A 23,736-nucleotide genomic window follows, 5' to 3' on the forward strand; every position below is an offset into this window, starting at 1 on the left:
CAATGCAAGTGTATAATCCTAAAGAATGGTTCAAAGCCACCTTTTATCTCCACAAGTCGGACACCGTCCGCAAACTCCTTCCCTATCTGCTTTTAGCCGCTGCTTTTTCAGGAGGAATTGCTTATTTGGAACTTGAATATCTTCGGTTGTCGGAAAAGAGCTGGATTAAAAATATTACGATTGTACATAGTTTATTAGGTTTTGCATTGTCCCTGCTTCTTGTATTCCGCACCAATACAGCCTATGACAGATGGTGGGAAGCGCGTAAACAATGGGGTACATTAACAAATATAAGCCGTACGCTGGCTTATAAAATGAATGCATTTCTGCCGGAAGATGATCATACCAACCGCTCTTTCTTCAGAAAGGCGATTCCTCTCTACGCTGAATTGACACAATCTTTCCTGCGATCGGATTACACAACATATATGCTGGATGATAAGGAACACCCAGAACTGGGAAATCTGGACCTGAAAAAACATGCGCCAAATCAACTCGCTGCCCTGATTTTCAAAAAAGTAACGAATCTCTATAAGTCGGGCATCTTGTCCGGTGAACAATTTATTATCCTGAATGACGAACTGCAATCGCTGACCAATATCTGCGGGGCCTGTGAACGGATCAAAAACACTCCCATTCCGCAGTCATATAGCTCGTTTATCAAGAAGTTTATTGTATTCTATGTATTTACGCTCCCTGTAGGCTATGTGTTTTCTATAGGTTACTTTGTTATTGCAGCAGTGCCTTTTGTATTCTATGTACTGGCTTCGCTGGAATTGATTGCTGAATCTATTGAAGATCCATTCGGAATTGACTCAGATGACTTGCCTCTGGAGAAACTAGCAGCTAATATTAAGAAGCATTCGCATGAAATTTTACATCCTTAAGCCCCTTTAAAGGCACTTAAATAAAATATTAAGCTCATTTTCAGGGCTATAAAAAATAAGTTTTGCAGAACAAATGAATATTTCTACTTTTGTCGCGGAGAGTTGGCAGAGTGGTCGAATGCGGCAGTCTTGAAAACTGTTGACTGTCACAGGTCCGGGGGTTCGAATCCCTCACTCTCCGCTGAGAGGGTCTTCATCAAGAAGACCCTCTTTTTTTTCGTATATCAGCAGCCCTTTTTCTTTCATTTTCAAATGGTTATGCGATAATAAACCGAGCATGGTAGGTGTTCGATAAATGCCGTTTTCATAGTACAGATTGCTGTCGAACACCCTGTTCACAAATTCCCTTTTTTGCAAGGTATCGGACACCGTATATACGTGGCGCATATCGGTCAATAGGTTTAGGTTATCTTCCAATATGCTGAACGCTTCGCTTTGGTCATTACTCAACCGCTCTATTGCTCCTTTGAGATTCAATATCTCATTGTTATATACCGAATACCAACGGTCGTAGGTGTCCTTGTTGATTTCGTTCTTTATCCATTTCTCCTCGACCGAAAACAGTTTTTCCTCAACTTCCTGCAATTGGGTTCTCTTTTCGATGACCTTTTTACGGTTACTCTCCATTTCCAAATCGAGCGAGCTTTTTGTCACTGTTCTAATCTTCCTTACCCTTGCACTCGGCAGGCTCATCAGCTCACAGGTTTCCAAAAATTGGTTGTGGGCTTTGACGGCACTTATATTGTTGTGCTTGGAGTGCCTGCATTTGTAGTAATAGAAATACTTTCCCGATTTGCCCCTTGACGGTGCGCCTGATAATGGATTTCCGCAATGGCATTTCAGTACACCACGCAAAGGGATTTCATCATCTATAACTGTCCTCGTTTTTTCGGGTCGTTTCATTTTCTCCTGCACCATCATCCACGTGGTCTTGTCAATGATAGGCTCGTGGATGCCATCAAACAGACCGCCTGCATAATTCTTGTACGCTTCCACTTTCAGCAAGCCGGCATAGGTCGGGTTTTTAAGCACCCTTTCGATAGCCATATTGCCTTTTGTTGGAAAGCCCAACCGTTGGGCTTGCTCCTTTATCAGATAAAGTGGTGTATCTCTCAAATAGGCATCGTAAATGAAGCGGACTATCTTAGCTTCTGTTTCCTCGATTACCAACTGCCGTTCCTTGCGTTCTCCCTGTTTCCTGTACCCGAAAGGAGCATTTTTGTAAACATATCTTCCCTCTTTGGCTTTTGCGGTATAGATACCGCCCTTGACCTTGATGCTACGGTTGATATTGTCCTCTTCGGCAAGCAACAACTGCAATCCTGCACGGAAGAAACTGCCGGGCGTATCGTAATCAAAGGTAATCCCCTCGGTCACGCTCACCACCTGTATACTGTACTTCTGTTGCAGGAGTTTGACCATACTCATTGCTTCCCCTGCATCACGGCTGAAACGGTCAAGTTGGTCAATCAATAGGTAATCGACTGTCCTATGATGCTTGGTTATAAACTCCCTTAGTTTGATGAAATCGGGGCGGTCAAATGTCCGTGCGCTCTTGCCCCTGTCGATAAAGGTATCCACCAATTCCACATTATTAAATTTCAGCCACTGGTCGGTATAGAGTTCCTGTCTTTCGATTGAACCGTTACTTTGTCCGAGTTGGCTGAACCGTAGGTATCTTATCGCTCTTTTCATAGTATTCCCTTAACGTTGCAGACACAATAATCTTAATGATTAAATCTACAAATTTTTCCTCTTTCTCACGCTCCCTTTGCTCGTTAATTTCCAAAATGGTCTTGTCGATTTCGGGAGTTTCCTTGTTTTTCTCACTGTTTTCCATTGCTGTTACTCCTTTCTGTTGATAAAAAATCAAGCTGGCTATCAGCTTCATTTTTAAAGCTACCGTGAAAAGGTGTTCGAGCTTTCAATGTTGCAGTCAGAGGTAGCATTTGGCGTGAGATTACCAAATACTACGAAAGAAATAAATTTAAAATGTACCCAAAAAAGAACAAAAAGGGAGCAAAGGTAAGGCAGACACCCACCGCACCGCCCAACCAAAAGACTACGGCATAATGGCAGGGCAAATAAGGTGGCTTCGCCGAGTTTTTTGTGTTGCCCTGCCACCCTTCGGGACTTATTCCGTTTCCTTTTGGTTTTTCCGCTTGTCCGCCTTGATTGAATGGCTTTCTTTTTTTTCTGTTTTTTTCTTTTGGAAAAAATTTTAAGAGGGAGAAGCGTCTTACAAGGAGTGTTTGTATGTACCTACATACTTACGCCCATACATAGGTAAACCTTCAAATAAAAGCGTAAAAGCATACAACTATAAAAACATATTTACATACAAGCGTACACGCAGTTTTACACACGTATTCATATATGCAGATTTGTACCAATGTCCTCATACTTTCGTTTTTTCTATCCGATTTTTCCCCGATTTGGATATTATCTGCCTTTCATTTCAGTATGGTAGCATTTGTCGTTCAGAGGTAGTGTTTGTCCGAGTGCCAAACGCCCATAGTTCCTTTACTTTGTAAAGGAACAGCAGAGGAGTTTAACGCACCAAAATCAGCGTATTTACGGACAACATGAAAAACAGTTTCGTACTGTTTCTTTGGCCAACTCCAATCCGTTCCGTAGGACGGATTTTTCTGAACCCATGTTCAGAGCAAGTTATCTTTTGAGCTACTCGAAATGAATTTCCGTACCTCAAAAGCACTTGCCCTTGCAGGGGGCTGGAAACGGCTCCGAAGTCGCCCGTTTGTTTAAAATTTAAAATGGATTTATTATGGAAGAAAAGAACAGTAAACAGGTTAGAAAAACAGGGAGAAAACCGAAGAACGACCCTGCGGTCAATCGGTATTCCATTAACCTGAATGCAGAGGACAAAGCCAAGTTCCTTGCCCTCTTTGACCAATCGGGAATGAAAGTAGTGGCACATTTCATTACAGCCTGCATCTTTCAGAAGACGGTAAAGACCGTAAAGATTGATATGGATGCCATAGAATATCACGAAAAGCTGACCCGATTTTTTAGCCAATTCAGGGCAATCGGAACAAATTACAATCAGGTTGTAAAGCTATTGTACCGCAATTTTTCGGAAAAAAAAGCATCCGCATACCTCTTTAAACTGGAAAAAGAAACCATTGAATTGGCAAAACTGACTACAGAAATCATCCGTCTTACACAGGAATTTGAAGCAAAGTATCTGAAAAAAGAGTAAAGAAATGATTGCAAAAATCGGAAAGGGAAGCAATATGTACGGAGCGATTTTGTACAATCAGCAGAAAGTGGACAGGGAAAACGGAGCAGTTCTGTTGCTGAACAAGATACCCGACACAACGGACGGCAAATATTCCGTAGCGTATTTCAATAAATGCTTTGAACCGTATCTATCGGCAAATATCAAAACGGAAAAGACGGTACGGCATATTTCCTTGAACCCCGATCCGAAAGACAAAGTAAGCGATGAACAGTTTACCGAAATGGCTCGCGTGTATATGGAACGTATGGGTTACGGCAATCAGCCCTATATTGTCTTCAAGCATACCGACATTGACCGCACACATATCCATATTGTTTCGACCTGTGTAGGCATTGACGGAAAGAAAATCCCCGATGATTACGACCACCCACGTTCAATGGCAATATGCCGGGATTTGGAACAGAAATACAACCTGCACAAAGCCACCGAGCAGGAGCAGAAACAAGGCAATAAAGTTTTCAAACCTGTGGATTATCAGCGTGGCGATATAAAGAGCCAAATCGCTTCGGTAGTCCGCCATTTGCCAAAATATTATAGCTTTTCAACTATGGGTAGCTACAATGCGTTACTTTCCCTTTTCAACATCACGGCAGAGGAAGTCAAAGGCGAGCGGAACGGTCAGACGGTAAACGGATTGGTCTATATGGCATTGGACGACAAGGGAGAAAAGGCAAGCAATCCGTTCAAAGCATCGCTATTCGGAAAAGATGCAGGGGTTGCACAACTGCAAAAACATTTTGAGCAGGCCAAAGAAAAAATGAAAACCACGCCTACAAGGTCTGTTATGAAAAACACAGTGGAACTTGCTATACATACAACACGCAACGAAACAGATTTTAAAAAGCAGTTGACCGAGCAGGGTATTAATACAGTTGTTTACAGAAATGACAACGGACGTATTTACGGTATAACGTTCATCGACCACGAAAGCCGTAGCGTTTGGAACGGTTCGGCTCTGGACAGAAGCCTGTCGGCAAATGTTTTTAATGATTGGTGGAACAATGGCAATAAGCCTGAACTGAAGATACAGGATAGCCCTGTTTCCAAAACGAATACATTGGACGATTTGCCAACTAAAGACCTTTTTGAGTTTATCCCACAGGAACATTCGCACAGTTCCGATTTATGGCTATTCAGCCTATTACCCGATGCAAAGGGAGAGGATTATGAGGAAGAACAGTTTGCCAAACGAATGAAGAAGAAAAAGAAGAAAGGGAGGAGGTTGTAAAAAACCCTGTTGATTGGAACAAGCATCTATATATCGTTAGAATTGCAAAGGGCTCACACCATTTCACATTCCCACTTTTCCATAAACAGTTTTTTTAATTGCGCTAACTCATTTTGGTACATGGTGTTTTTCCTTGTGCCGAAGTAAAGCGTGTTTTCCCACGGTTGGTTGCCTTGCCATACCAATTTGATTTTTCTGGCATCCAATGCCTCATGGCAAAGAAAATCGGGTACAACAGAAAAGCCCTCGTTATCGCTCAAACAACGGATAATGGAACTGATATTGGGTACAATATAGTTGGGGCTGAAATCGGGATGCTCGTTAAAATTCCTTGACCAGAAATTTTTCAGGTGTTCCATATCGCCTGCCGTACTGTACCATAGTTGTTGTTTCAGAAAATCCCCTGCACCTGCAATGTTACCATTTTCCAACAATGGCATCAGTTCGGATGTATCCGTATTGCTTCCGGAAATCAGCACTATCCTTTCTTTGGAAAACGGTTCGTAAACAAGGTTTTGCTGGTTGCCCTTTTGCGGCGTGACAATCATATCGAGCAAACCGCTATCCAAATCCGCCTGCATCTGCGGATAAAGCCCGAATTTGATAATCAGATTAAAGGGCAGGCTTGCTACGTGTTCCTCCAATGTATATTGGAACGTTTCAAAACACATCCCTACGCTGATGGTTGCCCGCTCCGGTTGCGAACGGCGATGGAAATGCTGTTCGGCACTTTCCAGTTTTTTAAGTGGTTCGAGGATGAAGTTGTAAAGTATCTTGCCTTTTTCGGTAGGAACCATTTTCCGTGGCGAACGGTCAAACAACTTATATCCCGCATAGGCTTCCAGCGAATTGAGGTGCAGGCTTACACCGGGTTGCGAAATAAACAACTCCTGTGCTGCGGCAGACAATGTGCCTGTTTCGTATATGGCTCTAAAAGTCCTAAGCCATTCTAAGTTCCATTGCATATCTATCAGATTTGTGATACAAAGGTACAATTTAAGTTATTTGTATAATAAATAATTGTGATAGAAATTTGCATTATCATTCATTAATCTGATAGTAACTTAATAAACGTACACATGGACAGACGAGATTTTATTACAAAGACATCATTGGGAGCATCCGCATTGGCTATTCCGGGATGGGTCGGAGCGGCGGCAAAAACAACAGGAGAACAGGCATCCGGTTCAGCCAAAGGCTTTTGGCCGAACGGCGCAAGGTTAGCCATTTCCATTGCCCTGCAATTTGAAGCAGGCGGACAGCCCATTTCGGGGGCAGGTGGATTGATACCCGAACCCATCAAAAAAGGCTACCCTGACTTAGCGACCAATTCCTATTTCGATTACGGCGTACAGGAGGGGCTTCCGAGGTTACTGGATTTATTCGACAAATACGGTGTCAAGGCAACATCGTTCATGGTTGGCAAGGCTGTGGACAACAACCCCGAATTAGCCCGTGAAATTGTACGCCGTGGACATGAGCCTGCCGCTCATGGCAAAGAATGGGCATGGCAATACCATTTATCGAAAGACGAAGAACGGGAATGGATAAGAAGCGTGAAGCAGTCCATCGAAAAGGTAACGGGCATTACCCCATTGGGCTATGACTGCTACTGGATGCGTGGAAGTGTACATACATTGAGCCTGCTCCAGGAATTGGGTTTTATCTACCATAATAACGATTTGAGCCGGGACGAACCGTACATACAACAGTTGAACGGCAAACCTTTTGTAACCATGCCGTACACGATACACATGAACGATATTGGTTCGTATGACTTCCCCGGCTTTTCGCCTGCCGACTATGAACAACAACTGAAAGACGAGTTTGACCAACTCTACGAAGAAGCTGCAACACGCAGGCGCATGATGCTCATTAGCTTCCATGACCGTATTTCCGGTCATGCCTCACGTGTACGGGTGATAGAGCGTTTCCTCAAATACGTGGCACAGCACGATGGCGTATGGTATGCCACCAAAGGCGAGCTTGCCAAACACGCTTTGGCTACGTCCGACATTACACCACTTGTAAAACGTGATGTAGCCGAAAAGAGCGGTCTTGCAGGCAATACAAATTTATAACCCCTAAAAATCAGGAAACATGAAGCATATCATCATCACATTGTTTGTCCTGCTCTTTGGCAGCATGGCTATTCCGGCAAACGGACAAAACATAAAGAAGACGGGCAAAGAAAAAGCCGTCCATATTGTGTTGTTCAAATTCAAAGAGGGAACAACCACGGAACAGATACAGAGCCTTAAAGATGAAATACTGAAACAGAAAGGCACTATACCCGGACTACTGGAGATTTCTTTCGGCGAGGACTTCACGGGCAGGGCAAAAGGCTTTACCCATGCGGAAGTAGCAGTGTTCAAGGACTGGAAGTCGCTGGAAGACTTCAATACATCCGAATACCACAAACAGTTGATAACTACGCATATTAAGCCAGTATTGGAGGATATTTTGGTACTGGACTACCAACAAAATAAATAACACATTATGGGTTCAAGACGAGATTTTATAAAGCAGAGCAGTTTGGTCGGGTTGGCAGGAGCAATAAGCCCTTTGGAAACATTGGCAGGTGTTTACAAGACCAGCCCCTTACAAAAGGATAAAACAAAATGGTCGGATGGCTCACGGCTGGTTGTTTCGGTTTCCATGCAGTTTGAAGCTGGCGGTCAGCCGGACAATGTGGAAAGTCCTTTCCCTCAAAATATGGAAAAGGGCTACAAAGACTTGCCTGCCGATACGTGGTATCAATACGGATATAAAGAGGGCATCCCACGTATGCTCGACAATTGGGATAAGTTGGGTATCAGGGTTACTTCCCACATGGTGGGGTCTGCCGTACTCGCCAATCCTCAATTGGCTAAAGAAATTGTGGAACGTGGACACGAAGCGGCTGCACACGGTATGAGTTGGAGTTCACAATACAATCTGCCCTACGACGAGGAAAAGAAATTTATCAAGGACGGAGTAGATGCTGTAAAGAACGCCACGGGTTTTACGCCTGTCGGGTATAATGCCAATTGGCTTCGCAGAGGCGAACATACATTGAAGATTTTGCAGGAACTTGGCTTTAAGTACCACATTGACGATTTGAGCCGTGACGAGCCATTTATTATACAGGTAAACAAAAAGGATTTTGCCGTTGTGCCATATATTTTACGTTGCAACGACATTCTGTTGATAGAGGGCAAGAACTTTTCCGTTGATCAGTTCTTTAACCAGGTCAAAGCGGAATTTGATCAACTGTATGCCGAAAGTGAATTTAAACGTAGGCAGCTTTCCATCAGCTTTCACGACCGTATCGGTGGCACACCGCAAATGGTTAAAGCAACTTCTGATTTGATAAAGTATATTCAAAACCACAAAGGCGTTTCTTTCAAGCGCAAGGACGAGATAGCGGAACTGGCAATGCAGGACAAGACCATTATCAGGGAATTTTAAAACACGGAAAAAATGAAAATATTTCTCACAGGAGCAACGGGCTATATCGGTAGTTCGGTTGCCACCCATTTAATAAAGCAAGGGCATGAGGTTTTCGGCTTGGTAAGGGATAAGGGCAAAACAGATAATGTCAAGGCTTTGGGTATCGTTCCGGCAATCGGAACATTGGAAGACCGGGAGTTGCTTACCGGGTACGCACAGGAAACGGATGCGGTAATCAATACAGCCAATTCAGACCATCGTCTTGCAGTGGACACGTTTATTGCTGCATTAGCCGGAACGGGAAAAACGTTCATACACACTTCGGGTTCAAGCGTGGTAGGTGATGATGTAATGGGCAATGCTGAAAATCCCCAATTGTATAATGAAGAAACATTGTTTACACCAATGGATGTACGACAAGAGCGGGTAAACATCAATAACGATATACGCATTGCAGGGATTACCAAAGGAATTAGGAGTATCGTTATCGTTCCGTCCATGATATACGGCGACTGTTTAGGTCTGAATGTGGAAAGCGACCAACTACCTGTTGTTTTCAGAAAATCAAAAGAAATGAACGCAGGTGTTTACGTGGGCAAAGGTGTAAACAGGTGGTCTAATGTGCATATAGCAGATTTGGTAGCACTCTATGCGCTTACTTTGGAAAAAGCCCCGACCGCTTCCTATTTCTATGCCGAAAATGGCGAGGCTTCTTACAGGGAAATTGCGGTTGATGTCAGTAAGGCATTGGGATTTGGTGGAAAAGTCATTTCGTGGAATGCTGATGAAGCATTGGCAGAATTAGGCGATTGGGCAAAATATGCGTTGGGTTCAAACAGCCGTGTAAGAGCCGTCCATGCCCGAAACCTGTTAGAGTGGAAACCTGATGCCGTTTCGTTACAGGATTGGATAGCATTACAGAAAAAATAAACACGATGGCAAATCAGCAGTTGACGTATCTATTCGCCCAGTTGCTCATTGGCATAAGCATGTTCGGGCATGGCTTTGTACGGGTTTTTGACCTTGTGGCATTCGCAGAAAAAATGACCAAAGGATTTGAGGACACCTTGTTGCCGGAGGCATTGGTGCATCCGTTTATGATAGCCCTGCCGATTTTGGAATTAGCGGTAGGATTGCTTTTGTTGGTTGGGGCTAAAACCAAATGGGCAACGATAGCGGGATTGGTCATTATGCTGGCTTTAATATTCGGCTCATCCATGCAGCAAAATTGGAGTACCGTTCCCGTCCAGCTATTCCACGGGCTTTTTTTGCTCGTCATTTTGCTGTTTCTGCCCTACAACAAATACTCACTTGATGGTAAACATTCACAAGACAGCCACCAATAATTAAACAAGAAAAAATGAAAATCAATTTAACAGCTATTGTAAAAAGCAAGACGGAACAAACAGAAGAAATTAAGCGTGTTCTAAAAAATCTGGTCACACAATCAAAGAAAGAAACTGCGTGTTTGCAATATGATTTGCACCAAAGCACGGAAAGCCCGAACATTTTTATTTTCCATGAAATATGGGAAAATGAAAAAGGTTTTGCCCTGCACAACGAACAGCCCTACATTAAAGCGTTCGGGGAAATAGTAAATGAAAAATTGCAGGAGCAACCCACTATTTATATAACAGAAACGATTTAAAAACAAAAAAATGGAATACAGAAAATTAGGTAATTCAGGATTGCAAGTTCCTGTTTTAAGTTTAGGCACAGGCACATTCGGAGGTACTAATGAGTTCTTCCAGCGTTGGGGGCAAACCGATGTAAAAGAAGCCTCACGGTTGATTGACATCTGTTTGGAAAGAGGTATCAATTTCTTTGATACCGCAAATGTGTATTCACAGGGTGCTTCTGAAGAAGTTTTGGGAGCGGCACTAAAAGGAAGACGTGAGAAAACAATCATCGCTACTAAAGGCACATACACAATGGGCGATGGGGCGAACGAAAGAGGTTCATCACGTTTCCATATCACAAATGCCGTACATGACAGTTTGAAACGTTTGGGTACGGATTATATAGATGTGTACTTTATGCACGGTTTCGATAGCCATACACCCATTGAAGAAACCTTGCGAACATTGGATAGCCTGGTAACAGGCGGAAAGGTAAGGTATATTGGCTGTTCCAATTTTGCAGCGTGGCAACTGATGAAATCGTTGTCCGTTTCCGAAAAACACAATTTGGAAAAATATGTCATTTTTCAGGGCTATTATTCTTTAATCGGGCGTGATTATGAACAGGAGTTGATGCCATTGATAAAAGACCAAAATATGGGCTTAATGGTATGGAGTCCGCTTGGTTGGGGCAGGCTGACCGGAAAGATAAAGAGAAACCAACCACTTGCCGAGGGGCGCATACAGTCAGGCGGAGCGGTAGGTTCGCCACCAGTAGATGACGAATATCTATATACGGTCGTGGATGCTTTGGAGCGGATAGCCAACGAAACAGGCAAGACCATATCGCAGGTTGCCATCAATTGGCTGTTGCAACAAGATACCGTTTCCAACATAGTCGTTGGCGCAAGGAACGAGCAACAACTGATAGAAAATTTGGATGCTGTGGGCTGGTCTTTATCGGCAGAACATCTTGAAGAACTGAATACACTTACAGCCCCAACGCTGATTTATCCGCATTGGGTTGGGGAACGATAAGGCATAGTAGCACTTACCGGAGAAAGCCTAAATATTATTCTGTTCTAATTGAATAGTGTTTAGGCTTTCTTGTTTATACATCTTAGTAACAGAATAGAACAATTCTACAACGAAACAATACAAAATTTAGAAATGGCAATCAACGGATTAAAGATTAAAATTGACAATCTATGACTATACTTCTTTTGATGTCTTAGCATGTGTAATAGTTATCCAATGTAATATATAGAAAAGAGGCATAGTAAATAAACCAACAAGAAATGACATTTTCATTAAATCATATCATCTCGGAGATACAGCGAAAAGAAAACGCCATTTCGCTGTCTGCACCTAATATAATTGATGAAGCGTACCAAATGACAATATACCTGCAAGAATTCTTGCAGTCTATAAAAGAGGATGTTACTAAGCTAGGCTTTAAAAACCATTGGGAGGAAATCAATTTCTTTCGCAACATAAAGCCCTACATCCTCTCCAAACTCATTTACCACAATAAGATATTCCGAATGCAGACGGCTTGTCCAGTTGACGGAGGGAAAATGTATGCGAGCTATTTTTTAGAACAGTTGCAGGAATTAAAACAGGAATATAGGGAACATATTTACAATTCAGATTTTTACAGATATTACCGGTCAGGAAGAACCGACCGTGATGAAACCTACTTTAGATTGGGCAACATTAATTTCCACGATGGACTGAATAGTTTTGTTTTTGAAATTGACCCATTGTTTTCAACCTATTATGATAACAAAGTGGCTCGGATAATAGCCAACGAGTTACTCTATACCTACATACTTCACAAAATCAATGATGATGAAGTGGCAGGTTCTCTTTCTGCAAGGGATATTTCATCTGATGGTATTCTTTGGACGGATACCAAAAATGCCTTGATAGAACTGATTTATGCGTTGCATGCGAATGGTTCTCTTTCCTTCGGTAAAGTAGGGATACGAAAAATCAGTTTGACTTTAGAAAAACTGTTTCAGATTACCTTAGGGGATTTGCATAATTCTTTCCATCGAATGAAATATCGTGCCGGTTCCCGAACCGCATTTTTAGACCAACTGAAATCTTCTTTGGAAGAATATATGAACAAGGATTTATAAACCAGATGAATCCTGTCCTAAATGACCACATAGTCATTTAGGACAAGTCGATATCCAAGTATGGAATCGATTACCTGTCCGAACATCTCTTATCAGGATTCAATAAACTGAATATCTGCGTAATACAAATTTTGTCATGTACTTAGTTTTAATATACAGGGGACATCAGGCTCAATGGTCAGGTTTTTATGTCTAATAGCAATACTCAAATTATATCCTTTTCTTTCATTCTTCCACATATAGAAATGGATGCCAATTTCCGTATACGGGTTTTCATAATCTAGGCTTTTAAAAGCCACTATACTTTTTTTGATTTTGTGAGGGATTTCTTCATGAACCGACATATAATATAATTCATCGAAGATGCTTAGGAACAAATGTATATCGGAAATACGTGACGAATCATAACAGGTTAAGTCCAAATGTAAACTATGTACAACATATTTACTGCCTTTAATGGAATAATTGCACACTCCTGTCATAAAATCTTCAGATAATTTTAGGTCTTTGGATTTCCCTTCCCATGTTTCCCCGAGATTGGAGTCGTACTCTTGTATGTTTATATTCTTTCTATACAAGAATTTTTTTGCATCAATAGGATTCCAGCCCTCTAGTTCAGGGTGTTTTGGAGGTGTGTTTTCCTTAATTTGTTTTGCCCGAATTTTTCTCATCGAACTCCATAGACTTTCCTCAGGATTTAAATAGACAAAATTGTTACGCCATCTAATAACCCCTTTTATATTAAAATTGAAGAAGAATAGTGCACTAAAAAGCCATTGGTAATACTGTAACTTGTTTTTTGATTTACGTCTTAACGGTGTGGCAATGTCTTCATATTGCACATAGAGGTTTAGTGCAGCAAGAAAAGGGATAAATAGTGTCGTTAAAATAATCGGAAGTGTAAACTCCTTTAATGTTTGTATGTTGAGATATTCGCTGTAATGGCCTATCACAAAGTAGACAAGGTATATTAGCAATAAGACTGATGCAATCTGCCCCAAAATATCTAAAAGCTTTCGGACGGGTGCATGCTCTTTTTTGTATTGTGCAACTGTGTGCATTCCAACAAGTGCCGCTAATATAGGTATCGCTATAAATTCAATCCAAAAATTGAATGTAGTCAAGGTCATTACAAATGACAGAAAAACAGACAACTTAACATTGTCCTTTATAGCGTTTTTGAGGAAGTTTAGAGGGGCTTTATTTGTAGCAATCCGATACATTAACATACTAGCACTCAATAGAACCCAATATATCGTGTCTTTTAGCAAGGATTTATCCCAAAAACCAAATATTGACAGTACGTACACCAAGCCATAGAAATGACCTAGCGTCAGCAGGTATATGATGTTGAACTTCCAATTAAACAAAGCCTTTAGTACATTCCATACTGATTTCCGTAGCTTAGGAGATGCTATAATCAGGCAAATAATTATAGCTAGCCACGAGAGATATGCCAACTCTCTTGTGCTAAATATGGATATGAGGTTTTGTATTTCTTTATAGATTATTGAAAAGTCCATAGGGGAGTTGGTTTTATATTTGTTCATCAACTTCTTCCCCAATATTTTTCAAATAGGCATTTAGATTTATAGCGGGGATTGTTCCTATTGCTTGTTGCAAGTATCTCGTTAATTGCATAAAGAATGTCACAAAAGAATGGCTTGCATCGCTAAACTTTATTTTATTGAATTTCCGGTTAGCGTAGAATTCCAAATAAGCATCTTGACCAACGATTGTAATTTCTTCATTCGGATTATAGTCAATGTAAAAACTTCCATAGTCAGCGATACAACCCAAATCAATGCTTTTCAGATTGTCTAATGCTTGTATATGTTTGGTTATTGTATCATTGTTTTTATGAGTAAACGAGTTGGTACTACAAAGGATACCACCAACAATTTTAGTTAGTGGTCGTGGAGGTGTTACTTTTCCGCCATTGATGAAACTCGCAGCTTCTCTTTTTAATACTCTTACACTCTCTATTTTTTCTCCTGCATATTCAATATAAGTCTTATCTTCAACTTTTCCTTGTATATCAGGTTTTACTTCAAAAATCGCATATACACCTTCAGCAGGGATGTAGTAAAAACCATTCTGATTAAAAATAAATGGAGTAAACCAATTATCGTAAATCACAATATCCATTTGTTGACTTGTATTACCTTTGTGGTCTATCACAATAGCTTTATCCACGCAATATCGGTTGGGCAAATATTTTCTCAACCATTCAATCCATGCATTCTCTAAGGCATCACCTTTTGAGCCTGGATGTTCAATAAATTCTCTATTGGTGTTAAGCTGTGCAGACATTTGTTTCTGCAGGCCGTTAAACAACTGTTTTAAGTCAACATTATTCATATCTATATAGTTTATTTTCAAACCAAACATAAAATCCAAAAGCAACCTGTGTTTTTGAATACCCAATTATCAATAAAACAGGGTTGGCAATGCATGCATTTGGGTTATTTATAATGGTATTTATTGCCGTAATATCTGTTATACTTGGAACTGGGCTATTATCGGGATGCGTGTGCCATTCACCGACATAAAACTTTTTAGGAGTTTCTTTATAGTAGTTGCCGAGTTTTTTTTCAATACCATTTGTGCTTCTTTCATAGGAGTATTTTGATGCCTTGAAACTTTGAGGCAATATCATATCGGTAATGTGTAAATGTCTGTTATCATCAGCATAATATCCAATCAGGAAGCCGCCAAACTCATTAGGGTAATGGCTCTTGCCTTTTTCAACGAGCTTGTTAAGTAATTCATCACCAATTTCAAGCCTTAGTCCTATATTCTCTATTCTTAAAATCAAAATTCCTTGATGTTAATGGTAAAACAATTAGTATCATCTGTTTCAATAACAAAATTTCTTAGTGTCTTTTCTTGCTCGAACTTTAAATTTATCTGCTTTATCGCTGTCTGCACAAGAACGTTTATATCATTATAAGAAGCTTTAAATGTCGGACTCCAACAACCTGTAGGATTATGTAAATCGTCAACATCAAATTTGAGAATATTTCCACCGAATTGGGATGTAATAAAGTCATACCTATTTTGTTCCGTGGCACACACCAAATGTTTGGCGTGGTTTGATATTGAAAGATTTAAAAGAGTTGAATTTATATTTAACTGATTTAATACGTAAAGCAAATCATTGTCGGCAGAGCAATCAATAATAATATCGTAATCTTCAAGATGTTTTTTCATTTCGACTTTGAGGCGTGTATCTGACAAGTGCGATTTAATTAAAAAATCAAATGCTTCTGAATAGTCGTATCCACCATCAATAGGCTCAAAGAAAGGAGAAATCAAACATAGTTCGTTTATCAAATCATTGGTCTTATTGGTAATTCCTGTAAAGAAAGAATATTCCGACCTGCAAACATTTTCCGGTTCTTTTACATCATATTCTATAAAACCTAATTTCCGACAGCCACATCTTACCAATGTTTTAGCAACTATACTTCCTATAGCTCCTATTCCGATAATCAATATTTTGCTTTCTGTTATTTGGTCGTTCAATTTTCCTCTACCAAAGAAGTATTTATAGGAGCAATTTCTTGTCATAGCCCAATCGATTACTTTATTTTCTTCAATTTTCGTGACCCATTGCTTGTTTATTTTTTCACCGTAAATAGGAAAATTACCAATTTCCAATATAATAGCTTGCCAATGAATTTCTGTTTCAGAAATACTATACCCCACAAATAAAGGAAGCGTTTTTCCTTTATTTTTTGCCAGTCTTTCTTCAACATTGTGAAGAAATTTCAAAAAATCTTGTGGCAATGTTGTTTCAAAGTCTTTCCAATCATCAAAAACCCAGCGTTGATTTTTACTTGGTGCATCTTTTAAGAAAATGAATAATCCAGTACTATGAGTTAAGTTTTTAAGTTGAAAATTCCAATCTACATCTACTATTTTTTTTCTATCCTTATTTAAGAAGACCTGAAAAATGTTGCTCTGAATATTCTCTTTGTGAAAAACTCCATTATTCATTATTGAATAGTCGACAAAACCAAATTGGTTTTGATGAAAAGTGTAATCTACTTCGTTGAAGAAATAAGCATAATGGTTCTCTTTAAATGTTTTTTGCGGTACAATTAAATGTTCATAATGAGCGTCCGAATCTTTGTTGATATAATATTTCTTTATCCAAGCTTTTACAGATTCAATATCATATATCAGTTTTTGGGACAAAATAGGAGTATATGCTGTATGAATGCAGATGGCTCCATTTTGCATAATGTGTTTATGCTCTATCAAATTATCATTAGAAAACTTGATAGTCTCTGTTTCGTGGCTTTTAAACGGATATTGAGGATGGATAGTAACATTGAATTCTAATGGTTGCTCCAAACCTTCAACAAAAACAGTAACACATCCCTCAATGTCAATTTTGCTCTGCTCAAAAGGCTTCACAACTTTCACATTGGGGATGCTTTCTATTACCGTATTTATTTCGCTAACTCTATCACTCATTGCTCTTATCCAAAGTTTAGTTTTGGTGGTGGAACAGGCATACCGCCATTAGTGCCATATTTATTTTTATTGGATTCTTCTTCTTTGAACTTTGGGTTTTCGGTGAAATACGTTTTTATGTTTTGGTTATTTTCCTCTATTCTGTCAAGCATATTTTTCATATCATCCGATAGCTGTTGCTTTTCATAAGAAGTCAACGTATCTGCTAAATCATTAGAACTATTGCCCGGGTCTTTGAGCGTGAAACCATCTTTGGTTACATTATCCCGGATATATTCTAAAACTGTTTTTAACTTGTCCCAAAGATTGCCTGATATTTCAGTATTGTCAAAAGCTTTGATAGTGATAAGTTCAAGGAAAAAGGATTTAGTCGGATAAGTTCCTTTGTTGTTTTTCCAAACTTTCAAAAGGCGGATTATTTTTCTTATAGAATCCTTTTCAGCGTTAGCCCTACCTTTGATATTGTTAATTTGCGATTTAACATTGGTTTTAATTCTTTCACTACCCGCATCTATATTGCCATACTTGTAATAAACATACAGATTTAGATTTTCATCATCCTTGTATTGGTCTTGGTTTAGTTCTCTACCCGGTACAACATCTATCTTAATTACATCGCCATCACTGTCCACATAGAACTCCAATCCAATTGACACCTTTTGCTTTTTGACCTCGGCAACGTCTTTATATTTTTCGTAAAGAAAATCATAAACGTCCTCATACATTTCCTTTAGCGTACCATTGGACCCAAAAGCATTCCGCTTAAATGGTGAAACCAAATCAAAATCAAATTTGGTGTTTATAGCCGTATTCTTGGCATAAGACCCCGAATTGAACGGAGAATAGACATTACTTTCATACTTTTCTTCCAGTGCTTCCTTAACCTCATTTTTCTTTTGGATATGTTTATCCAGAAGCGCTTTTTCTTTGGTAATTTGATGTGTCTTAATTACCGATTCTAAATGTTTGCTTTTATCCATTTCTAATTGATTTAAATTACAGATGCACCTATTTACATCCAAATAAGAAGTTACAAAATGTATTCCATATTGTAAGTTTGTCAACTACATATGTCAATTGGCAGTTTTTACAATAAAAGTGACAATATGTCTTTATACAGGTTGTTTAAGTGACTGAATTTTTGTCATAGTTACATATTGAGTTACATAATTAACATTTGTATATTGTATTTGTCAACCAAAACAGTTACCTTTGCAGTATCAAAATCAAACAACAATGGAAATGAAAGCGGTATTTGCAGAACGTTTTAAGTCAGCCCGTTTAATGAATGGATTTTCATTGCAAGATTTGGCTGACGCATTAGGTAATAAATTATCTCGTCAGGCATTGCATCGTTACGAGAAAGGAGAGGTTATTCCTGATGCCGAAAAAATCAATATGCTAAGCAAAGCTTTAAAAGTAAGCTCTGATTACTTTTTCAGAACTACCAAAGTAGAGCTAAGCGATGTCGAATACAGAAAGCTTAGCAAAATGCCACAAAAGGATGCGGCCATTATAAATGAAAAAACCAAGGAATATCTTTCCCGTTATTTGGAGTTGGAAGAAATTTTGGGATTGCAAAATGCATTTGAACATCCATTAAAGGACTTCCCTGTAGTTACTGAATATAAACAAGTAAATAATGCAGCAAACATCTTAAGGGATAAATGGGAATTAGGCAAAGGCCCTATCTTTAATATTGTAGAGCTTTTAGAAGATAAGAACATTAAGGTTGTGAAATTGGATGTAGCCGAGGATTTCGACGGACTACAAACTTTCGTTAATGGGAACATTCCGGTTGTTGCGTACAATGTAAGGAAAGCAAACAAGCCTGACAGAATACGATTTACTTTACTTCACGAACTCGCTCACTTATTATTAAAGTTTGGGAATATAACTGAAAGGGAAAAGGAAACTTTGTGCCATCAGTTTTCAGGAGCAATGTTGCTGCCGGAAGAAACTATCAAAGCAGAGTTAGGAGCACATCGTAATAAGCTTTCCACTTTGGAATTGGGAAATATCAAAAAGCAATACGGTATTTCAATGCAGGCTATCGTTATGAGAGCAAAAGCTTGTGGTATTATTAACGACCATTATACTAAACAATTCTTTTTCTTTATGAAACAAATGAATTGGAGAGTTGACGAACCGGTAGAATACCAGGGAGCAGAAGAAAGTAATCGTTTCGAACAACTTTTATTCCGAGCTTTGATTGAAGACCAGATTTCAATGTCAAAAGCAGCATCATTATCTAATCAGTCTTTGGCTGAATTTAAAAAGGAACATCAACCGATGTTTTAATATTAAAATCTATATGCCAAATACCTGTTTAAGAAATGAAAATCAAAATTGCTGTCACGGATGCTTGCATTTTTATAGACCTTTATGATTTAGGTCTTGTTACCTCATTTTTCAACCTTGAATTAGAAATACACACGACATCTGCTGTTTATTTTGAATTATATGATGAACAGCAACAAGTTTTAAAGGCCTATCAATCCGTTGATAGGCTTATTGTTCATAATTTACAAGAACAAGACTTTCTTCAAATCTATTCAGAATCTTACCCAAAATCTTTATCTGAAACAGATAAATCTGTTGTACACGTTGCCAATAAACTAAATGCTTGTGTATTAAGTAGTGATAAAACCGTTCGTAATTGTGCGAAGAATAAAGACATCGAATATCACGGAATGATTTGGATTTTTGATAGGCTTGTCGAGGGAAACATCCTTACAAAAAAGGATGCCGCTAACAAACTGCAACAGCTTGTTGCTACCAATTTCATTTTTCAAAACAATAAGCCTTTAGTTGACGAGATACAAAAGAGGCTGAGGTTATGGCAGCAGTAATAAATAATATAACTTATTTTTAAATAACTGATAGATAATAGATAAACTACATTTTTAGACCATCAAAGAACGCCAATAACGGTATTAAGTGTTCGACTGTAATCCCGCTCTCTCCGCAGAAACCTTCATCTTTCGATGAAGGTTTTTTTATGCAATATCCCTCCGTTTTTTGATACAAGATATAGAAAGCAATTACAGATTCGAACAGGAAGCATTCCTTTACTATAAAAAACTATCCAGATAACCCAATATTGTTTGTGTTTGCATCATCAGACTTCTATGCCCCTGTGAGGGAACAATCGCCAATTGTGATGGAGATAATTCTCCAAAATCAGCGCATACTGCTCCACCCAGCAGTTGATATGTTTTTATAAGCTCAATCTTATCCAGCCCATCATTGTCACCTGCGATCAGCAGTACAGGAGAAGTGATTTTCGCAATATTATCATCGCCAAGGTCATATGGTTCTTTGGCTGAAGCCATCATCTGTTCCAGAAATTTTGTCCATTTTGTTTTGTCCGGTGCCACCGCATCATATGCCGTTTGCAAAGGTGAATTTGTAAACAATTCAGGTTTCAAACCTTTAAATGCATTAGTCACTTCCGGCATCCAGCCACTGCTTTTATAGGTAGAAGAGATAATTACTAATTTTTTAAGTCTTTCCGGACTTTGTATGGCAAACTGATAGGCGACAGAACCTCCAAAACTATATCCCACAATATCCGCACTTTCAATTTTAAGGTAATCCAATACTCCTTCCACATCGCTTGCTAATGTAGCACGGGATAAAATTCTATCTGAAAACGGGGTATGGCCATGCCCCTGTAACTCAATAGCAATGACTTTTCGTGTCCTGGAAAGTTCCGGAATTAACTGACCCCAGTTTAAATCAATGGTCATGTATGCACCATGCAGCAAAATTACAGGTCTGCCTTCGCCATATATTTCGTAATATACTTTGGTTCCATTAGCAACGGCATAGCCACTGTCTGTAGGTTTAATCTGTTGTCCATGTGATGAAGATGCCATAGTCATAATGATTGTGATTAGAAGTAATATAATAAGATTTCTGACGTAAAGTAAATTTTTCATAAATCTGTCCAAGTTTAGTTTAGGATTAATAACAATACAAAATTGGGAAACATTCAGGCATCCTGCACTGGGTAAAAACGACAACATCAGGGGTAGATTCCGACAAAAAAGGTTTTCTTATTGACCTTACCTTTTGCAGTGAATAATAAAAAGATGTAAATTCAACTTTCTGAAAATTTGGATTCCATCAATACACCAGAACTTTTTAGGTATCCTCTTATTTAGTGATAAGCTAATATATACTACGAAAAGCTCAATTATAACAGCTATTTTCAGACAATACCGATATGAAAAAACTACATAAATTACTGATTATCTTCTTATTTATTGTTGGCTACATATCAGTTTACGGACAAACAGCATTTACAATTACAGGTTACGGTCAAAAATTAAGAGAAGGAGATTCCCTGTTTCTCTCTTACAAGGAAAATGGCAAATTTATCCAGAAGAGTACTACTGCATTGCATCACAAATTTACATTTACAGGCTCGGTTAAATATCCGACAAAAGCATACATTTCCAGAAATCAAAATCCTGCTTATGCTTACTTTATTACAGAAAGTATACATGTGTTTTTAGAACCGGGGGAGATTGAAATAAATAGTCCGGATACGCTAACAGGAGCTGTAGTCAGCGGAACAGCATTAAACGAAACATTACAAAAATTCGCAAATCAACAAGCTCAGCTGAAACAAAAAAAGAGACTCATAAAAGATCCGGATCAATTTACCGAATCAGAGAAAAAAGATACTGCATTGGTCAATTACAACAAAAGAGAACTTGAAAAATTATATTACGAAGAGGCAGATAATAAACTGGAGTTTGCTAAAATGCACCCTGACTCATACGTAAGTCTTGATATGCTTTATGACTTATCACGAATTAACACCTACATTTTTAAAGTTGAAGAAGTCTATAATACTCTTGCTGACAATTTAAAGCAGTCAGAATATGCGGCAATTATTCACGAACGAATTAAGACAAAAAAGAAGTTAATACCGGGAATGAAAGCCTTTGATTTTTCCATGAAAGACGCAAATGGCATTACGGTAAGCCTGTCTGAATTCAACGGAAAATATGTTCTTTTAGACTTTTGGGCTTCCTGGTGCGGACCTTGCAGAGAAGAACACCCTAACCTTCTCCGGACTTATGAGCATTATCAAAAATACAATTTCACTATTCTAAGTGTATCCATTGATACAGACAAACAGAAATGGACTGAAGCCATTATTAAAGATAAGCTCTCGTGGCCACAGGTATCAGATCTGAAAGGACATAATAGCGAGGTATATCAGAAATACGGTATAACTTCCATACCTTCAAATTTCCTGATTGCTCCTGACGGAACCGTTATTGCAAAAGACCTGAAGGGAACTTTTCTAACACAAGAACTGTCAAAGATATTCTTTAAAGAGCCTCTTTCACATCGATAATTCACAAAAATTTATTTTTTCTTCTGCATTAATTATACTTATCTGTAACTCTTATCAACCAATCAGAAATTCATATAACAATTTATTGGTTTACAAATATTTAATATCATTATCATTCTTCTAACAATATCTTATGTAGGCTGATCGAAAAATAAAGTATTTCCTTACATTCTTCCTTTGTATCTTACCCTCTCCTTTACACAAATAATTCATGAAATATTTTATATTTGAGTATACATCACACTTAAATTCATGATTGTAAGAAAAACGCTTAGTCTGACGGCAATTTTCAGATTCGCTGGTCATCACCTCTGGTGGCTGATTACCTATATGGTATTGGTATCCATCCTTTATAAAGTAGCCGGGTGGCACTGGATTTCTATTCCCTGGTTGCCGGTATCTTTAGTCGGTACGGCATTAGCTTTTTATATAGGCTTCAAAAACAACCAGTCTTACGACCGGGTGTGGGAAGCGAGAAAAATATGGGGTGCAATCGTCAACAGCAGCAGAAGCTGGGGAACTATGGTAAATGCTTTTGTTTGCAACAGTACAGATACCCGGTATACAGCAGCGGAAATCAATCAACTAAAAAAACAGCTGATCTATCGCCATATAGCCTGGCTGTATACCCTTCGGGAACAACTACTGGTTCCTACCCAATGGGAACATGTTAGTCTGAGAGGGCATTTTGGTAAAATAGCCCGAAAACGTCAGGAACTGGAGGGCGTGGGTTTGTATAAAGATTACCTGAACGAAACCCAAAAACAAAATTACTTCTTTGATGATCAGGAACTCCGCACTGCTGCTAACAAGGCAACCCAGCTCATCAACCTGCAATCTCAGCAACTGGCAGCACTGGAAGAACAAGCAGTCCTGCATATGCGGAAACAGTTGGATCTGCAAAAAGTGCTTTCCGATTTGTACGATCATCAGGGAAGAGCCGAACGGATCAAAAAATTTCCGATACCCCGGCAATATGCCAATCTGAGTTTTATTTTCAACTGTATTTTTATACTGCTCTTACCTTTAGGGATTGTTGCCGAGTTTTCAAAACTGGGAGATGCCGGAGTCTGGCTGATGATACCCTTCGGGACAATCGTAGGCTGGATCTATGTGCTGATGGAATTGATTGGGGATTATTCCGAAAATCCTTTTGAAGGATTAGGTACAGACATTCCGATGCTTTCTATCTGCAGAACCATAGAAATCGATCTTTTGCAGATGCTGGGAGAAACGGACATCCCAAAACCTATACAACCTGTCAAAGACGTACTGATGTAAAAATCTTCCATTAAAAACCGA

24 protein-coding genes and 1 tRNA gene are annotated in these 23,736 nt (G+C 39.1%); 16 read left to right on the forward strand and 9 right to left on the reverse strand.

Annotated features, from left to right (window positions below):
• Positions 1-2: 2 nt before the first annotated feature.
• Positions 3-887, forward strand: a complete 885-nt coding sequence (locus I6J03_RS01160; RefSeq protein WP_003007522.1) for a bestrophin family protein — start codon at positions 3-5, stop codon at positions 885-887.
• A 96-nt stretch (positions 888-983) separates the two neighbouring features.
• Positions 984-1,068: transfer RNA gene (locus I6J03_RS01165), tRNA-Ser, on the forward strand.
• Here I6J03_RS01165 and I6J03_RS01170 read toward each other — a convergent pair.
• Positions 1,059-2,582: a recombinase family protein gene (locus tag I6J03_RS01170; protein WP_201694085.1), complete on the reverse strand. Its 1,524-nt coding sequence runs from the start codon at positions 2,580-2,582 to the stop codon at positions 1,059-1,061. The two genes, I6J03_RS01165 and I6J03_RS01170, sit on opposite strands and share 10 nt — an antisense overlap.
• The gene (locus tag I6J03_RS01175) at positions 2,533-2,778 is read right to left on the reverse strand and encodes a hypothetical protein (RefSeq protein WP_003007528.1); all 246 of its coding nucleotides are present in this window, start codon (positions 2,776-2,778) and stop codon (positions 2,533-2,535) included. Before I6J03_RS01175 ends, I6J03_RS01170 begins: the two co-directional genes overlap by 50 nt.
• Positions 2,779-3,672: 894 nt before the next feature.
• Here I6J03_RS01175 and mobA point away from each other — a divergent pair.
• A complete protein-coding gene (mobA, locus tag I6J03_RS01180; protein ID WP_003007531.1) occupies positions 3,673-4,107 on the forward strand; it encodes a conjugal transfer protein MobA in 435 nt (144 codons plus the stop codon).
• 4 nt (positions 4,108-4,111) lie between these two features.
• Positions 4,112-5,377, forward strand: a complete 1,266-nt coding sequence (gene mobB, locus I6J03_RS01185) for a conjugal transfer protein MobB (protein ID WP_003007533.1) — start codon at positions 4,112-4,114, stop codon at positions 5,375-5,377.
• A gap of 53 nt (positions 5,378-5,430) precedes the next feature.
• On the opposite strand, the gene I6J03_RS01190 is transcribed toward mobB, so the two are convergent.
• A complete protein-coding gene (locus tag I6J03_RS01190; protein WP_003007537.1) occupies positions 5,431-6,342 on the reverse strand; it encodes a LysR family transcriptional regulator in 912 nt (303 codons plus the stop codon).
• Between the two features lie 114 nt (positions 6,343-6,456).
• On the opposite strand from I6J03_RS01190, the gene I6J03_RS01195 reads away from it, so the two are divergent.
• From I6J03_RS01195 to I6J03_RS01230, 8 genes are all read left to right on the forward strand, one after another.
• Positions 6,457-7,458 (forward strand): polysaccharide deacetylase family protein, encoded by a 1,002-nt coding sequence (locus tag I6J03_RS01195; RefSeq protein WP_003007540.1) that lies wholly within the window; start codon positions 6,457-6,459, stop codon positions 7,456-7,458.
• 19 nt (positions 7,459-7,477) lie between these two features.
• Positions 7,478-7,870 carry a Dabb family protein gene (locus tag I6J03_RS01200; protein WP_003007542.1) on the forward strand — a complete coding sequence of 131 codons (393 nt, stop codon included), beginning with the start codon at positions 7,478-7,480 and terminating at the stop codon, positions 7,868-7,870.
• Between the two features lie 6 nt (positions 7,871-7,876).
• Positions 7,877-8,827 carry a polysaccharide deacetylase family protein gene (locus I6J03_RS01205; protein WP_003007545.1) on the forward strand — a complete coding sequence of 317 codons (951 nt, stop codon included), beginning with the start codon at positions 7,877-7,879 and terminating at the stop codon, positions 8,825-8,827.
• Positions 8,828-8,839: 12 nt separating this feature from the next.
• A complete protein-coding gene (locus I6J03_RS01210) occupies positions 8,840-9,739 on the forward strand; it encodes an NAD-dependent epimerase/dehydratase family protein (RefSeq protein ID WP_003007548.1) in 900 nt (299 codons plus the stop codon).
• A gap of 5 nt (positions 9,740-9,744) precedes the next feature.
• Complete coding sequence (locus I6J03_RS01215) at positions 9,745-10,155, forward strand: MauE/DoxX family redox-associated membrane protein (RefSeq protein WP_039989959.1); 411 nt, start codon at positions 9,745-9,747, stop codon at positions 10,153-10,155.
• Positions 10,156-10,169: 14 nt separating this feature from the next.
• The gene (locus tag I6J03_RS01220) at positions 10,170-10,457 is read left to right on the forward strand and encodes a putative quinol monooxygenase (protein ID WP_003007557.1); all 288 of its coding nucleotides are present in this window, start codon (positions 10,170-10,172) and stop codon (positions 10,455-10,457) included.
• Positions 10,458-10,467: 10 nt separating this feature from the next.
• A complete protein-coding gene (locus tag I6J03_RS01225) occupies positions 10,468-11,466 on the forward strand; it encodes an aldo/keto reductase (RefSeq protein ID WP_003007560.1) in 999 nt (332 codons plus the stop codon).
• Positions 11,467-11,726: 260 nt separating this feature from the next.
• Complete coding sequence (locus I6J03_RS01230) at positions 11,727-12,572, forward strand: RteC domain-containing protein (RefSeq protein ID WP_003007563.1); 846 nt, start codon at positions 11,727-11,729, stop codon at positions 12,570-12,572.
• A gap of 134 nt (positions 12,573-12,706) precedes the next feature.
• On the opposite strand, the gene I6J03_RS01235 is transcribed toward I6J03_RS01230, so the two are convergent.
• From I6J03_RS01235 to I6J03_RS01255, 5 genes are read right to left on the reverse strand one after another with little or no spacing between them, the layout of a single operon-like run.
• Positions 12,707-14,095, reverse strand: coding sequence for a hypothetical protein (locus tag I6J03_RS01235; RefSeq protein WP_157600443.1), 1,389 nt, complete (start codon positions 14,093-14,095; stop codon positions 12,707-12,709).
• A 13-nt stretch (positions 14,096-14,108) separates the two neighbouring features.
• Positions 14,109-14,933, reverse strand: coding sequence for a DUF6602 domain-containing protein (locus tag I6J03_RS01240; RefSeq protein ID WP_039990050.1), 825 nt, complete (start codon positions 14,931-14,933; stop codon positions 14,109-14,111).
• Entirely contained in the window at positions 14,926-15,390 is a 465-nt protein-coding gene (locus I6J03_RS01245) for a Mov34/MPN/PAD-1 family protein (RefSeq protein WP_003007573.1), read from the reverse strand. The genes I6J03_RS01240 and I6J03_RS01245 overlap by 8 nt, the downstream gene beginning before the upstream one ends.
• Positions 15,387-17,057, reverse strand: coding sequence for a ThiF family adenylyltransferase (locus tag I6J03_RS01250; RefSeq protein ID WP_003007575.1), 1,671 nt, complete (start codon positions 17,055-17,057; stop codon positions 15,387-15,389). Before I6J03_RS01250 ends, I6J03_RS01245 begins: the two co-directional genes overlap by 4 nt.
• 5 nt (positions 17,058-17,062) lie before the next feature.
• Positions 17,063-18,037, reverse strand: a complete 975-nt coding sequence (locus I6J03_RS01255; protein WP_003007578.1) for a hypothetical protein — start codon at positions 18,035-18,037, stop codon at positions 17,063-17,065.
• A 256-nt stretch (positions 18,038-18,293) separates the two neighbouring features.
• Between I6J03_RS01255 and I6J03_RS01260 the strand changes: the two genes are divergently transcribed.
• Both I6J03_RS01260 and I6J03_RS01265 read left to right on the forward strand, forming a co-directional pair.
• Positions 18,294-19,358 (forward strand): helix-turn-helix domain-containing protein, encoded by a 1,065-nt coding sequence (locus I6J03_RS01260; protein WP_003007582.1) that lies wholly within the window; start codon positions 18,294-18,296, stop codon positions 19,356-19,358.
• A 35-nt stretch (positions 19,359-19,393) separates the two neighbouring features.
• On the forward strand, positions 19,394-19,909 hold the full coding sequence (locus tag I6J03_RS01265; protein ID WP_003007584.1) for a PIN domain-containing protein: 516 nt from the start codon (positions 19,394-19,396) through the stop codon (positions 19,907-19,909).
• A gap of 222 nt (positions 19,910-20,131) precedes the next feature.
• Here the strand turns inward: I6J03_RS01265 and I6J03_RS01270 are convergent, their stop codons facing one another.
• A complete protein-coding gene (locus tag I6J03_RS01270; protein WP_003007587.1) occupies positions 20,132-21,001 on the reverse strand; it encodes an alpha/beta fold hydrolase in 870 nt (289 codons plus the stop codon).
• A gap of 287 nt (positions 21,002-21,288) precedes the next feature.
• Here I6J03_RS01270 and I6J03_RS01275 point away from each other — a divergent pair, with 287 nt between their 5' ends.
• Positions 21,289-22,434, forward strand: coding sequence for a TlpA disulfide reductase family protein (locus tag I6J03_RS01275; RefSeq protein ID WP_003007590.1), 1,146 nt, complete (start codon positions 21,289-21,291; stop codon positions 22,432-22,434).
• A 252-nt stretch (positions 22,435-22,686) separates the two neighbouring features.
• Positions 22,687-23,715 (forward strand): bestrophin family protein, encoded by a 1,029-nt coding sequence (locus I6J03_RS01280; RefSeq protein ID WP_003007593.1) that lies wholly within the window; start codon positions 22,687-22,689, stop codon positions 23,713-23,715.
• Positions 23,716-23,736: the final 21 nt, after the last annotated feature.

The sequence above is a fragment of the Sphingobacterium spiritivorum genome, from assembly GCF_016724845.1.
In the GTDB taxonomy this organism is placed as follows: Bacteria; Bacteroidota; Bacteroidia; order Sphingobacteriales; family Sphingobacteriaceae; genus Sphingobacterium; species Sphingobacterium spiritivorum_A.